Consider the following 14,082-nt stretch of genomic DNA (forward strand, 5'->3'; position numbering starts at 1 on the left):
TATCCCCCATGAAAGGAGGCGGTTTTGATTGATTGACGAGGATGTTTCCCGGCGCACGATAGCACTTTCTATCAGAACGGGAAAACTTTCGGCCCGGGTGCTGGCCTATGCGCTCCGGGCGGCTGGCCGGAAGATACAAAAGGAGCACCGGGCCCACCAGACGCCCCACGGCAGGCAGTCCGTGAAAAAGCTCATGGCCCACGGCGCGGCCACGAACAGTATCGAGCTCACCGGGGCCCCAAAAGAATTTGACCGGGTGGCCCGGAAGTGGAATGTTGACTATGCCTTTTACAAGACCGGGCCGGACAAGTATCTGCTGTTCTTCAAGAGCGGGCAGGCGGACGCAATCACCGCTTGTTTCTCGGAATACTCCCGCCGGGTGCTGGATAAGGCAAGGACTGACCGCGTACCCATCCGGGAACAGCTCAGACGGGCCGCCGCCGAGATACTGCATAACCCCGCCCACAAGAAAGACCGCGTAAAGGAGGCCGCCCATGAGGACAGATAAGCTGAAAAAGTACCTTTTGCCCAACCTCCCCTATCTGTTCATCGGCTGGGCCTGCCTAAAGGTGGGGACGGCCTACCGTCTGGCGGCGGGGGCGGATTTGGCCCACAAGCTGGTGGGGATGGTGGCGGCTCTCGGCCCGGCCTTTGCCGACTTCGCGCCGGGGCTCAATCCCTTTGACTGGCTTACTGGCATCGCGGGGGCCGTGGCGATCCGGCTGGTTATCTATCAGAAAAGCAAAAAAGCCCAAAAATACCGCCGGGATGAAGAGTATGGTTCGGCCCGCTGGGGAACGGAAAAAGACATCAAGCCGTTCACCGACCCCAGGTTTGAGAACAACATCATTCTGACCGGGACGGAATTTCTCACCACCAACACCCGGCCCGCCGTCCCCGCCAATGCCCGGAACCTGAATTGCTGTGTTGTCGGTTCCTCCGGCTCCGGCAAGACCCGGTTCTGGCTTACCCCGCAATTACTCCAGGCCCATTCCTCCTATGTGGTGGTAGACCCAAAAGGCGGGGTGCTGGAGCAGGCGGGCTTTTTCCTGCAACGGAAAAAGGGATATAAAATCAAGGTTTTTAACAGCATTGATTTTTCCCGCTCCATGCACTACAACCCGCTGGCGTACATCCGCAACGAGGCCGACATTCTGAAATTTGTCAATACCCTAATCGCCAACACCAAAGGCGAGGGCAAGGAGGGCGACCCGTTCTGGACGAAATCAGAAACGCTTTTATACTGCGCCCTTATCGCCTATATCATCTTCGAAGGCCCGGACGAGGACAAGAACATGAACACGCTGGTAGACATGATTTCCGGCATGGAGGTCAAGGAGGACGATGACGACTTTATGAACGCGGTGGACTATATGTTCGCCGGGCTGGAAAAGCGCAAGCCGGACTGTTTCGCGGTCAAGCAGTACAAAAAGTACAAGCTGGCCAGCGGCAAGACTGCCCGCTCCATACTTATTTCATGCGGTGCGCGGCTGGCCCCATTTGACATCCCGCAACTCCGGGAGATTATGAGCTATGACGAGATGGAGCTTGACAAGCTGGGGGACAGACGGACGGCGGCTTTCTTCATCATCAGCGATACCGACACCACCTACAATTTTATTGTAGCTCTGGCGTTTTCGCAGATGTTCAATCTCTTGTGCGAAAGGGCGGACAACGTACACGGGGGCCGCCTGCCCCATCATGTGCGGGTGCTGTGGGACGAGGCCGCCAACACCGGGCAAGTGCCGAACCTCGAAAAGCTGGTGGCGGTCATCCGCTCCCGGGAGGTGAGCCTGACGCTGTTCTACCAGCAGTTGGCCCAATGTAAGGCAATCTACGACAAGAACGCCGAGACGATACTCGGCAACATGGACAGCGTGGTATTCCTCGGGGGCCGGGAGGCCAGCACCATCAAGGAGATTTCCGAGAACTGGCTGGGCAAGGCCACCATCTCCATGCAGACCGAGGGCCGCTCCCGTGGGCAGTCGGAAAGCTACAATCAGAACACGCAACGGCTGGGCCGGGAGCTTATGACCCCCGCCGAGCTTGCCACCATGCCCGGCGACAGGTGCATCCTGCAACTGCGGGGCCTGCCGCCGTTCTACTCCCGGAAATACGATTTGAAACAGCACCCCAACTACCGATACACGGCGGAGGCGGACAAGAAGAAAAACGCCTTTTCGCTGGAGCGGCTTATCTGCCGCCGTATAAAAAAGCTCAATCCCAACGAGCAGTACACCGTGTACGAGGCGGACGTGCCGGACAAAACGCCCATAGACGAGGACGAGGACATCCTCAACTATGACGATTTGGACGACCCGGACGCTTTTGTATAGCTTTGGGACATTTTGTCCCAAGGAGTAGCCAGCCGCCTACACCGGGCGGCTTTTCTTGTGCCCGGGAATATCCCGGAGAAATGGAGGACTATATGGCATTCTTCGCATCCGCTATCACCACTTTGCAGACCCTTGTTATCGCGCTGGGCGCGGGCCTCGGCGTTTGGGGCGTTGTCAATCTGCTGGAGGGCTACGGCTCGGACAACCCCGGCTCCAAAAGCCAGGGCATGAAACACTTGACCCCCAAATTGATGTAAAGAAAAACGAGAACAAATGCGTTGTGTATGCCGCAGTTTTTGGAGAAGAATTGCAAGACCGCATTGTGTTTTCTCAACAGAGGCGGTATAATGGTTAATAGACCATAGTGCCGGGGCCGCTACTGCTGACCCTGGCACTGGAAAGGTGAGAATGACTATGAAAATCAGCTATAAGCCGCTGTGGAAAACATTGATCGACAAAAATCTGACCAAGAAAGATTTACGGCTCCAGGCGCATTTGACAACAAATCACATCGCCAACATGGGCAAGGGAGAACATATCTCCATGCAGACCCTTATCAAGATTTGCGAAACGCTGAACTGCGATATTGCCGATGTGATTGCGCTGGTGCCAGATAACGACCCGTAAGGGAGAAAGGGCATCACAATGGAAAACGGATTGACCTATATTCGCGTTGGAGACTACTATATCCCCAATCTGGCATTAGACCCCGAACCAGAGGAACCGGTCAGGGATATTGGCAAATATGGTCGCATGAGGTTGACCTACTTGAAGCAGCACCGGCGCAAGCTGTACCGGGAGCTGGTGGACACAGGCAAACTCCAGGCACATCTACTGGACATCAACGACACCGCCAATGACTGGCTGGACAGGATGATGCCGCAGATGGCAAAGGCGGCGGAGGCCACCGAGGAATTGAAAGCCCGCGATCAAATGGCGTGGGTCGGACTGATGAATAGCTGCAAAGCACAAGTTGAGGAAATTATCTTTGCGGAACTGGTATACTGTTGATTAGCTGAAGGCCAGAGGGTGTATCCTTCTGGCCTTTTCTGCGAATAAGCATCTATTTTGATTTCCGCGAACCGATTTAAGGATTCTTTAATAACTCCTATGCTACAATAGGTCCACAAAGCGAAAGGAGCAGTGGAAATGTATTTACGAATACTGAAAAAAGACCTGAAACGAAAAAAGGCGATGAACGTGATCTTGCTTGTATTTATCATACTTGCGTCAATGTTCGTGTCGTCGGGCGTGAATAACATCATAAGCGTTACAACGGCGCTGGACGATTATTTTGAAATGGCGGACGCACCCGACTACATTGCGATGACAAGGAACAAATCAGGTGCGGTCGATGTTGACGGGATTTTAAATTCTGCCGCTTCGGTGGAAAGTTTCGGCAAGGAAAAAATACTGTATATGGAGTCCGCCAATGTCACCTTTGAGGATGAAAGCAAAACTGCATCAAACTTAAGCTATATTTTTCTTCAGAGTGACGAGGATATGTCCATGAATTATATTCTTGACGACGGCAGCATTCTGAAATCGGTAAAGAGAGGCGAGTTTTATACGACGGCGGGCATGGCGGAGGATATTGGACTTGAGGTCGGAGATAAAATGACTGTAAAGCTCGGCGGCATAAGCTGTATATTTACGTTCGCGGGTGGTGTCAAGGATGCGGTTCTTGGCTCAAAGGGAATATCAATACAGCGTTATATCATAAGCACCGAGGATTTTGAAAAATTCATATCTGCGGAAAATGTTGAGAAATTTTACGGCGGCGAGCTGGTTTACATACGTACCTCGGATATGGAAAAAATGCTCTCTGAAGTCAAACCGCTTATCAACGATGCCCTTTTGGCAGGGGACAAGGCGACTATCAAACTTTCTTATGCTTTTGATATGCTGGCGGTCGAGACCCTCCTTATGGTAAGCCTTATTTTTGTAGCCGTCGCGTTTGTGATCCTGCGGTTTACCATTGCGTTCACGCTTTCCGAGGAGTTCCGCGAGATTGGCGTTATGAAAGCAATCGGTATCCGCAATCTGAAGATTAGGAGTCTGTACCTTGTGAAATACGCGGCCCTTTCCGTTATCGGCGCGGTGGCCGGCCTTGCGCTCAGCTTTCCTTTCGGTGAAATGCTGATGAGCGTTGTCCCTAGCTCCATTATCATAAACAATCAGAACGCGGCGCTTTCCAACGTCATTTGCGCGGTGTGCATGGTTGGCGTCATCATGCTGTTCTGCTACGGCTGTACGGGCAAGGTCGGGAAAATGTCCCCCATTGACGCTGTGCGAAACGGTCAGACGGGCGAGCGCTTCCGCAAAAAGAGCATGATGAGCCTTGGGAGATCTAGGCTTCCCGAAACAGTGTTTCTCGCACTGAACGATATCGTAAGCAGTCCGAAACGCTTCAGTATCATAACCTTCGCATTCTTCCTCTGCCTGTCGCTTCTGCTTGTCCTTTCGACAACGGTTTCCACGGCGAAAAGCGGTGTGCTCTTCAACCTTTTCGACCTTGCGGACTTCGACATATCCGCCAAAGGCGAGGTAACGGAGTTTATGACGGAGAACGGCCACGAAAAGCTGGAAGAATACCTTTCGGATATGGAGGAAAATCTCGCCCAAAACGGTATGCCCGCGCTCTGTATGCAGGAAATGATGTTCAAGCTACCTGTGTCACACGATGAAAACGAGAGCAGCATTACAATATATCAGGGCACAGGAACGACTGCGGATATGTATGAGTACATTGAGGGCACGCCGCCGCAGTCTGTCGGTGAGGCTGCGCTGTCCCATCTTTCTGCGGACAAACTGAAAGCGGATATCGGTGATACGATTACAATAAAGACCATCGATGGCGACAAGGAATTGATAATAACAGCAATTTTTCAGTCCATGAACAATATAGGCGAGAGCGTGCGGGTTCACGAGGACGAGAAGATTAATTACATACAAGCGCAGAAAGCACTCTTCACACAGATCAAATTCACCGATGAACCCGATGAAACGGAAACAGCCCGCCGTATGGAAAAAATCCAGAAGCTTTATCCCGAACTCGACGAGGTCAAAAATCGCGGCGAAACTATATCGGATCTGCTCAAAGTTGTGGATACTTTTGATACGACAAAGCAAATGGTCGTTGTTCTCACGTTCATTTTAGCGGTGCTGATTACTGTGCTTATGGAGCGTTCCTTTATCGCTAAGGAGTTGGGCGAAATTGCGTTTATGAAAGCAATCGGCACACGAAACGGAAAAATCTATGCTTACCATACCCTGCGATTTGTTTTCGTCGGATGTATGACGGTAATCGCAGCGGAACTTTTTGCCCTGCCGCTTACGCATCTCTTCATTGATCCGTTTTTCAAGATGATGGGTATGGCGCTTGCTGTTGATTATGTGATAAACCCGTTTGAAATGATCCTTGTTTTCCCGCTGGTTATTCTTGCCGCTACAGCGGCAAGCGCGTTCTTCGCCTCGCTGTATACCAAAACGATAACGGCCTTGGACACGGCTAATATAGAATAAGAAAGGAAATCTGATATGAATATTCTCGAAGTAAAAGATCTCTGCAAAACATATATCGTAAACAAACGGCAGAATAATGTACTGAAAAACGTAAATTTTATGATTGATGAGGGAGAAATGGTCGCCGTTATGGGGCCGTCAGGCTCTGGAAAATCCACGCTGCTGTACGCAGTTTCGGGCATGGATGATCTTACCGCAGGGGAGGTGAACTTCTGTGGAAAAAATATCGCAGGGATGAGCGAAAGAGAACTTGCAGACCTGCGCCTTGACGAAATGGGTTTTATCTTTCAGCAAATGTATATGCTGAAAAACCTCACCATATTGGATAATATCATACTTCCTGCAACGCAATCCAAAAAGCAGCGTGAACCCCGCAGGGAAACGGCGCGGCGCGGCCAGGATTTCATGCGCAGGCTCGGCATTATCGACATTGCCGACAACGACATCAACGAGGTTTCGGGCGGCCAGCTTCAACGGGCGTGTATCTGCCGCAGTATGATGAACAATCCGAAAATGATTTTTGCCGACGAGCCGACAGGGGCTTTGAACCGCACTTACTCCGACGAGGTAATGGAGGAACTTGTAAAATTAAATTCTGAGGGAACAACAATCATGCTCGTTACCCACGATGTTAAGGTTGCGGCAAAATGTACAAGGGTCATGTACATTGTTGACGGGAACATAAAGGGAGAGTACGACTTAAGCGGCTGTTCCACACAGATAAGAGAGCGGGAGCGCGCATTAAATAACTGGCTTCTGGAATTAGGGTGGTAATATGGATATTCTCATTGTTGAGGACAACAAGGAGCTTGCCGATCTGCTGTATGATTTTCTCCGTGCGGAAAATTACACAGTATCGGCGGTTCAAACAGCCGAAGAAGCCTTGCTGCTGTACGAAAGATACGGCGCAAGGCTTGTCGTGCTTGATATCATGCTGCCCGACAGGGACGGGTTTTATGTTCTGGAAAAAATCCGTACAGAAAGCAACACGCCCGTACTGATTGTAAGTGCGAAAACGGAAAAAGAGGACAAGCTGAACGGACTGAATCTCGGCGCAGACGACTACATTGAAAAGCCCTATGATATTGATATCATGCTCGCAAAAATAAGCGGAATTTTTAAACGCCGTTACGCTCTTGATGAAATTACTGATGGCAATATACGCATAAATAAGGCGAGCCGTACCGTTTACAAAAACGGAAAAGAGCTGGAAATGACCACGAAGGAATTTGAACTGCTCCTGCTTTTGATGGAGAATATGGGCAGGGCTTTAAGTAAGGAATACATTTTCGGGCAGGTCTGGGGCAGCGACAGCTTTTCGGAACAGCAGACACTGACGGTACACATAAAATGGCTGCGGCAGAAAATAGAGGACATCCCCAAAAAACCAAAAAGAATAGTGACTGTATGGGGGGTGGGCTATAAATATGAAAGCGTTTAACAGAATTTTCTCGGTAGTTGCGGTTGCCGTGATACTATTGTTTGCTGTCGTGAATTTAATTCTTGCCGCCGACAAGACCAATAACGGCAGACTGTACCGCGTAGAGATAAACCGCCTTGTTCGAGAAATAGAAGCGAACGGTTCTGCCGACATTTCCGAATGTGAGTATGTAACAAATATTGAACGATACGGAAAAGACTTTTACAGCGCGGACAGCGACTATGTTATCCGTGAAATAAACGGAGAACTGTATCGTTTCGATTACCGTGCAAATGGTTATTCCAACAAAGCACATCTTGTAGGAATTGTAAACGCAGTTCTCGGTACTATGGCGATTTTATTTATCGCAGTTATGCTTTACATAAAATTTGCAATTCTTGCGCCCTTTGAACGCTTGAGCAGTATCCCCTACGAACTTTCAAAGGGTAATCTCACCGCGCCAATAAAGGAAACGAAAAACCGCTTTTTCGGAAAATTTCTTTGGGGAATTGATATTCTCCGTGAAAATATAGAGCAGCAAAAGCAGCACGAATTGGAAATGCAGAAAGAAAAGAAAACTCTGCTGCTATCGCTTTCGCATGATATTAAAACGCCACTTTCCGCGATAAAACTGTACTCGGCTGCACTATCGAAAAATTTGTATTCAGACGCAGAAAAACAGCACAAAATCGCTGAAAACATCAATGAAAAAGCGGACGAGATTGAGAGGTATGTTTCGCAGATTGTAACAGCTTCAAGAGAAGATTTCCTGAGCCTTGAAGTGAATATGGGCGAATTTTATCTTTCGGAGCTTGTTGAAAAGATCACAGGATATTATAGGGAAAAATTGGCGCTTATCAAAATTGATTTTACCGTAGGGAGATATAAAAATTGTCTGCTTTCAGGGGATTTAAGCAGGAGCGTTGAAGTGTTGCAAAACATAATGGAAAATGCTCTTAAATACGGCGATGGTCGGCACGTGGCATTGATTTTTCCCGAAGACGACGAATGCGTTCAGATTGCGATCACGAATGGAGGTTGTACGCTCAGCAAGGACGATTTGCCGCATATTTTCGAGAGCTTTTGGCGCGGCGCTAATGCAGAAAACATTCGCGGCAGCGGGCTGGGGCTTTACATTTGCAAACAGCTTATGCGCAAGATGAACGGCGAGATTTATGCGGAGATCAATAATGACATCATCACTGTTACTGCGGTTTTCGCAAGAGTGTAATTGCTGATTTTAGGATGAGAATGAAGTAAACCTGGGAAGGTAGCAATTCTGATCGCATGAAGCTCGTGTTGCAACCCACAGATTGTTACACGGCAACGGAACGTACTATCTTTTCCGCAAACTGCTAAAAGTAACTCAACACCATATCCCATCTGCCCAGCGGCAGAAAAGAAAAAAACCGCTGCTGGGCAGAACGATTATCCATGTCTAAAAGTTGTTTTCAGCGGCGGTTTTGACTTTTCAAAGCCGCCGCTTTTTTATGACCAGTAGGCGGCATATAGGAGGATGCCGCCATGCGATTAAAGGTAGATAGGTACTTGTCAAAAAAAGCCTGGCTCCCGTAGCGGTGTACTCCACCCAGGTTTGCGAAAATAGTCGTTTTCTGACGGCTCATAATGTTGTTCCCAGCGCCCGAATAGTTTCGCACTATCCGGGCGCTTTTGTATTTTCGGGGGAGCGGCACCGGCCCCGCTGCCGCTCCCCGCCCCTCTCGTTCAGACCAGACCCCGACATAAAAATCTGAACGAGAGGATAATGCACGATGGAAATTACCATCAGGAAGCATAGGCGTAATCTGTCTTATGAAGATGCCGCCACCCTAGCCGAGTTTTGGGTGCTGGCTGAACACTTTGACCGGAGCCTTTACCGCGAGTGGAAAGACCACTGGGACGAGCGAGGCTATGACGAGTACATAGTTGTCACCGAGGGCCGTCTGCCCTACTGCGAATCGCCGGAGCAGTATGTGTGCCGCATGGAAACCCGCAGGGAAATCTTGGCGGTGTTGGCCCTCTGTACCGAGAAACAGCGGGAGCGGTTTTTGCTCCACGCTCTCTATGATCTCAGCTATGAGGAAGTCGGAAAGATTTGCAGCTGCTCCAAAAGCTCAGTCCAAGCGTCTATTGATGCTGTCCGAAAGATTTTTCAAAAATTTTGGAAATAGACACATACGATAGGCGGTTCAAAATGGCTATAAGGTGAGGGGCATCACGCTCCATCACCGGGAGGGACAAGCTGTGGCTTGTCCCTCTTGCAATCTGGAGGAGGTCACTATGGCAATCATCAACCTGAGACGCTACTACCCACACTACCCGAAAGACAAATTTCTGGAAGTGCCGGACGAGGTAGCGGACGCGCTGGAAGAAGGTCGGCGCATGGAACACCGGCAGGACAATCGGCAGAGCTACTACCATGTCTATTCCATGGATTGCACCCCCGCTATCGAGAACCATGCCATGTTCCTGGTGCTGTCCCCGGAGGAACTGCTGATCCAGGACGAGGACGAAGCTGCGGCGGAGTTGGTACTGGCAAATCTGGCCGCTGCCATGACCCTGCTCTCCCCTACCCAGGCGCGGCGGCTCCATGCCCGGTACGCGCTAAAAAAGAAATTCCGGGAGATAGCGGCGGACGAGGGGATCAGCGACAGTTGCGCCGCCGCATCCGTCACCGGCGCGATCACAAAGCTGCAAAAGTTTTTCATCAAAAATGGCTGGATGCCAAAGGAGGCTTGATAGCAAATGGACAAAGCATCATTGGAGGCTGAAAAGGCTCACGCAGAGAAAGAAATCTCTCAGCTTGAGAGCCGCCAGAAGATTTTACTGAACCGAATCCGCAAAGAGGAACGCAACGCCAGGACAAGCCGCCTGTGCCGCCATGGGGCAATTCTGGAGGGCGTGTTCCCTGCCGTCCTTGACGCTGACGGCGAGGCGATCAAGGAGTTTCTGATTGCCCTTTCCCGCCTGCCGGGAGCGGGGGAGGTTGCAGAAAAAACGCTGAGCGCCGAGGACGCTGGGTAAGTCACTTCGGAGAAGTGCGCACTTATACACCGTTCCGGTGTCGTGCGCCCTGCCGGGGGCTGTTGCGTCCTTCGGACGCGATGGGGAGCTACGCTCCCCAAACCCCTTGTGCGCCAAGGAAAACAGAACATCCGCTTTGCGTCTGTTCCGTTTTCCCCGGCCTTTATCCCACCGCCGTCAACACGCCGAAAGGAGGTAAAACCGCATAGCTATTTTTCATTGTCCCATTCAGATCATCAAGCGGAGCATCGGCAAATCTGCCGTAGCCGCTGCCGCCTATCGGAGCGGCGAACGACTGGTGAATGAGTGGGACGGCATGACCCATGACTACACGCATAAGGGCGGCATTGTCCATACGGAGATCATGCTGCCAGCCCACGCCCCGCCAGAGTTTCAAGACCGCTCCACTCTCTGGAACTCTGTCGAGCAGATCGAGAAAGCCAGCGATGCCCAGCTTGCCCGCGAGATTGAAGTTGCCCTTCCTGTGGAATTGTCACCGGCTGCACAGTTAGCCCTTGTCCGGTCATTCGTCAAAGACAATTTTGTGGATGCCGGGATGTGCGCTGATTTTGCCATCCATGACAAGGGAACGGGCAATCCTCACGCTCATATTCTGCTGACCATTCGCCCGCTGAAATCGGATGGACGCTGGGGGCCGAAGTGTCGGAAAGTTTATGATCTTGATAGCCAGGGCAACCGCATCCCTGATGGTAAAGGCGGCTGGAAGAATCATCGGGAGGACACCACCGATTGGAATGACCGGGGCAATGCGGAGAAGTGGCGGGCGGCATGGGCCGTTTACGCCAATCGTGTATTGGAGACGGCGGGCCGACCAGAGCGCATCAACCACCGTAGCTACAAAAGGCAAGGTGTTGATAAAATCCCCAGCGTCCACATGGGGCCTGCCGCCTCGCAGATGGAGCGGAGGGGCATCGCCACCGAGAAAGGCAACATCAACCGGGAGATCGCCGCTGACAATAAGCTGCTGAAGGAGATCAAAGCCCGTATCACCCGGCTCTATAACTGGTCAAAGGAGCAGGCCGAGGCCGCGCCTGTCCAGGGCAGGGAGAGCATCATCGCCCAGCTATGGCAGGCCCGTATGGACACCGCCGCCCCCTCCACCCGTTCGGGTAAAATCCGAAAACTCCAGGAGGACGCGAAGCTGTTCAATTTGTTGCAGAAAAACGGCATCACGTCCATGGAGCAGCTACACGAAAAAGTTGCCGCCATGAACAAGGATTATTACGATCTGCGCGGCAAAATTGTCAAGGCTGAACGCCGCCTCGCCGTCCTGGATGAACGCATGGAAATGTGGGCGCAGTACGAAAAGTACAAGCCTATCCGCCAAAAGCTGGACAAGGTGAAACCAGGCAGGCGGGAGAAGTACCAGCAGGAGCATAGGGCAGAACTCGCCGCCTTTGATACTGCCGCTGATTTTCTGAAAGGGCTGAAAGAATCCGGCGAGAAGATCACGCCCAAAGCGTGGCGGGCCGAGGCCGCAAGGCTGACCGCACAAAAGGATTTCGATTATCAGAAAATGCGGGATATACGGGAGGACATCAAGGCTGTTGAAAATCTCCGCAAAACCGCTGACCGGCTGGCCCGCGAGGGACAGCGCCAGCAGAGGGGAACTGAACGTTGACACATCAATTTTATGAAAGGATTTTTGAATTATGGATATGAACCCATGGGAGCGCCGCCAGAAGATTTTGGAGGCTCTGTGCCTCCGGCGGCACGACACTTACGGCAATCTGGCGCATGAGTTTAACGTCAGCACTGGGACAATCCGCCGCGACATTGTGGTGCTGACCTGTTCCTATCCCATCGAGACGGTGAAGGGCGGTCACGGCGGCGTCAGGGTGGCTGAGTGGTTTCACTTGGATCGCCGTTCGCTGAACTCTGCGGAGATCACTTTTCTCCGCAGACTGGGGGAATCGCTGGACGGCCCTGATCTGGAAATGCTCAACCGGATCATTGCCACCTTTTCGCATTGAGGGAGGGCCGGTATGCGTATCAAAATTAGCAGTATCAAAATCAACCCTGGGCGGCGGGAGGCTGAACCCAAGGCCGTGGAGGAACTGGCCCGGAGCATCACCGCCGTGGGTCTGATGAACCCCGTCACCCTCGACCAGAACAACACCCTCGTTGCCGGTCTGCACCGGCTGGAAGCGGCAAAACTGCTGGGCTGGACGGAGATCGAGTGTACCACTATCGGAATGGACAGCGTACAGGCGGAGCTTGCCGAGATTGACGAGAACATTGTCCGCACCAAACTGAACCGGCAGGAGTTGTGCGAACAGCTTTTGCGCCGGAAGGAGATTTATGAGACGCTCCACCCGGAGACACGCCACGGCATGAGGAACGGGCAGACCTCTAAAAATGCCAATTTGGCAACTTTAGAAACGAAATCCTTTGCCGAGGACACCGCAGAGAAAACCGGCATGAGCAAGCGGGCGGTCAGCCGCCTCCTTCAGATCGCCAACAATCTGACCAGGGATGCCCGGAGAATCGTTGAGGCCCACAGCATGACCCAGGACACCGCTCTGAAGCTGTCCCGGCTCCACTACGATGAACAAGTTGAAGCCGCCACCATGCTGGCAGAGGGGACTATGCAATCGGTGGAGCAGTACCAGGAGTACCAGCGGGAGCGGCGAAAGGCAATCGCGTTGTCCCGCCCTCTGTCTGATGAGCCGCCTGTTGATACCCGGACGGAGGAAGAGAAGGAGCGGCAGAAAAAGGAATCCCTGGACGGCCTTGTGCGGGAATTTTCCCGGTTTATTGAACAATTCCTTGACCGGATGAAGATGTACCAGGGCTATGCTGACGATTTTGCAGAAATGTCCCAGTTGCAGATCAGTCAGGTGTGGGACAGCGCCGCCGCCGTGGATATGGCGATCATCGCTTTCTCCAAGGAAGTGAAAGCGTTGCAGGCGGAGAATGAAAACGGAGGACACGACAATGAAAACTGATTACATCACCAGCGACCCCACCCTGCCGCCCTACCTGGTTCTTCCCCAGTTCCTGCTGAACCTGGATGTTCGGTTCACGGCGAAAGAGGTCTATGCGATCCTGCTGGATATGGTGCTGAACTCCGAGGTCGCGCAGACCGACCAGCAGGGGCGGCGGTATCTGGCGTTCTACAACAAGATCATTGCGGAGATCATCGACCGCACTCCCAGCACAGTGGCGCAGTCACTTCGGGAGTTGGAGGACGTTGGGCTGGTGGAGAAGAAGCTGATAGCCCTCCATACCCCCTATCACATCTACATCAAGCTACCTATTGTGGAGAATGAGCCGTGATCCAGCACATGAACTACCAGCAGTACCGGACGGCCCGGAGGCTGGTACATAGCTGCTGCAATTATGATTGCGGGAATTGTCTGCTTCTGGACGATAGCGAGGAATGTGTCTGCCCGCAGAGCATCACATATTCGCTGGTATGTCGCTGGTTCTGCGTTGCCGTTCTGCCCCTGGACGCTGGCCTGTGTGCCGCCCTACTCCATCGGGCAGACAGAAAGAAATGTGTCCTCTGTGGCGGTTACTATCTGCCGAAATCCAACCGGGCGAAATACTGCCCGGAGTGCGCTACTGCGGCCCGCCGGAAGAAGGAGGCAGAGCGCCAGCGCAGACGCTACTACGATTCTACGCATTTAGGGCCTAAAAAGCCCTGATTTTGCAAGGCTTTCCGAGGGCGGCTCGATAGGGGCCTGATACATTCCCTATCCAGCACCCCGGAAGGCCCTCTAGCGGCCCGCAGAGGCCATTCTACAAAGGAGT

At 52.1% G+C, this 14,082-nt stretch carries 16 protein-coding genes and 1 pseudogene; all 17 read left to right on the top strand.

What is annotated here, in order from left to right; translation table 11 throughout:
* The first annotated feature begins 28 nt into the window (after positions 1-28).
* The 17 genes and pseudogenes from ADH66_RS03570 (at position 29) to ADH66_RS03650 (ending at position 13,976) form a co-directional block, all read left to right on the top strand.
* On the top strand, positions 29-508 hold the full coding sequence (locus tag ADH66_RS03570; protein WP_456236488.1) for a PcfB family protein: 480 nt from the start codon (positions 29-31) through the stop codon (positions 506-508).
* On the top strand, positions 495-2,336 hold the full coding sequence (locus ADH66_RS03575; RefSeq protein ID WP_066535603.1) for a VirD4-like conjugal transfer protein, CD1115 family: 1,842 nt from the start codon (positions 495-497) through the stop codon (positions 2,334-2,336). Before ADH66_RS03570 ends, ADH66_RS03575 begins: the two co-directional genes overlap by 14 nt.
* A gap of 92 nt (positions 2,337-2,428) precedes the next feature.
* A pseudogene (locus ADH66_RS03580) lies at positions 2,429-2,575 on the top strand (Maff2 family mobile element protein); the annotation flags it as partial.
* Positions 2,576-2,750: 175 nt separating this feature from the next.
* Positions 2,751-2,963: a helix-turn-helix domain-containing protein gene (locus ADH66_RS03585; RefSeq protein ID WP_066541662.1), complete on the top strand. Its 213-nt coding sequence runs from the start codon at positions 2,751-2,753 to the stop codon at positions 2,961-2,963.
* 18 nt (positions 2,964-2,981) lie between these two features.
* Complete coding sequence (locus ADH66_RS03590) at positions 2,982-3,347, top strand: TnpV protein (protein WP_066535599.1); 366 nt, start codon at positions 2,982-2,984, stop codon at positions 3,345-3,347.
* Between the two features lie 138 nt (positions 3,348-3,485).
* A complete protein-coding gene (locus ADH66_RS03595) occupies positions 3,486-5,861 on the top strand; it encodes an ABC transporter permease (protein WP_066535596.1) in 2,376 nt (791 codons plus the stop codon).
* 15 nt (positions 5,862-5,876) lie between these two features.
* Entirely contained in the window at positions 5,877-6,635 is a 759-nt protein-coding gene (locus ADH66_RS03600; protein ID WP_066535593.1) for an ABC transporter ATP-binding protein, read from the top strand.
* A gap of 1 nt (position 6,636) precedes the next feature.
* Positions 6,637-7,302, top strand: coding sequence for a response regulator transcription factor (locus ADH66_RS03605; protein ID WP_066535590.1), 666 nt, complete (start codon positions 6,637-6,639; stop codon positions 7,300-7,302).
* Positions 7,289-8,512 (top strand): sensor histidine kinase, encoded by a 1,224-nt coding sequence (locus ADH66_RS03610; protein WP_066535581.1) that lies wholly within the window; start codon positions 7,289-7,291, stop codon positions 8,510-8,512. Before ADH66_RS03605 ends, ADH66_RS03610 begins: the two co-directional genes overlap by 14 nt.
* A 541-nt stretch (positions 8,513-9,053) precedes the next feature.
* Positions 9,054-9,452 (top strand): RNA polymerase sigma factor, encoded by a 399-nt coding sequence (locus ADH66_RS03615; RefSeq protein ID WP_066535578.1) that lies wholly within the window; start codon positions 9,054-9,056, stop codon positions 9,450-9,452.
* Between the two features lie 109 nt (positions 9,453-9,561).
* Entirely contained in the window at positions 9,562-10,020 is a 459-nt protein-coding gene (locus ADH66_RS03620; RefSeq protein WP_066535575.1) for a hypothetical protein, read from the top strand.
* Between the two features lie 6 nt (positions 10,021-10,026).
* Complete coding sequence (locus tag ADH66_RS03625) at positions 10,027-10,305, top strand: DUF3847 domain-containing protein (protein ID WP_066535572.1); 279 nt, start codon at positions 10,027-10,029, stop codon at positions 10,303-10,305.
* Between the two features lie 247 nt (positions 10,306-10,552).
* Positions 10,553-11,947: a MobQ family relaxase gene (mobQ, locus tag ADH66_RS03630; protein WP_272482109.1), complete on the top strand. Its 1,395-nt coding sequence runs from the start codon at positions 10,553-10,555 to the stop codon at positions 11,945-11,947.
* Positions 11,948-11,978: 31 nt separating this feature from the next.
* Complete coding sequence (locus ADH66_RS03635; RefSeq protein ID WP_236757176.1) at positions 11,979-12,299, top strand: DeoR family transcriptional regulator; 321 nt, start codon at positions 11,979-11,981, stop codon at positions 12,297-12,299.
* 12 nt (positions 12,300-12,311) lie between these two features.
* Positions 12,312-13,274 carry a ParB/RepB/Spo0J family partition protein gene (locus ADH66_RS03640; protein WP_066535570.1) on the top strand — a complete coding sequence of 321 codons (963 nt, stop codon included), beginning with the start codon at positions 12,312-12,314 and terminating at the stop codon, positions 13,272-13,274.
* Positions 13,264-13,605, top strand: coding sequence for a hypothetical protein (locus ADH66_RS03645; RefSeq protein WP_066535568.1), 342 nt, complete (start codon positions 13,264-13,266; stop codon positions 13,603-13,605). Before ADH66_RS03640 ends, ADH66_RS03645 begins: the two co-directional genes overlap by 11 nt.
* A gap of 8 nt (positions 13,606-13,613) precedes the next feature.
* Positions 13,614-13,976, top strand: a complete 363-nt coding sequence (locus tag ADH66_RS03650) for a cysteine-rich VLP protein (protein ID WP_066541653.1) — start codon at positions 13,614-13,616, stop codon at positions 13,974-13,976.
* The last annotated feature ends 106 nt before the right edge of the window (positions 13,977-14,082 follow it).

The sequence above is a fragment of the Acutalibacter muris genome (assembly GCF_002201475.1).
Taxonomy (GTDB): domain Bacteria; phylum Bacillota; class Clostridia; order Oscillospirales; family Acutalibacteraceae; genus Acutalibacter; species Acutalibacter muris.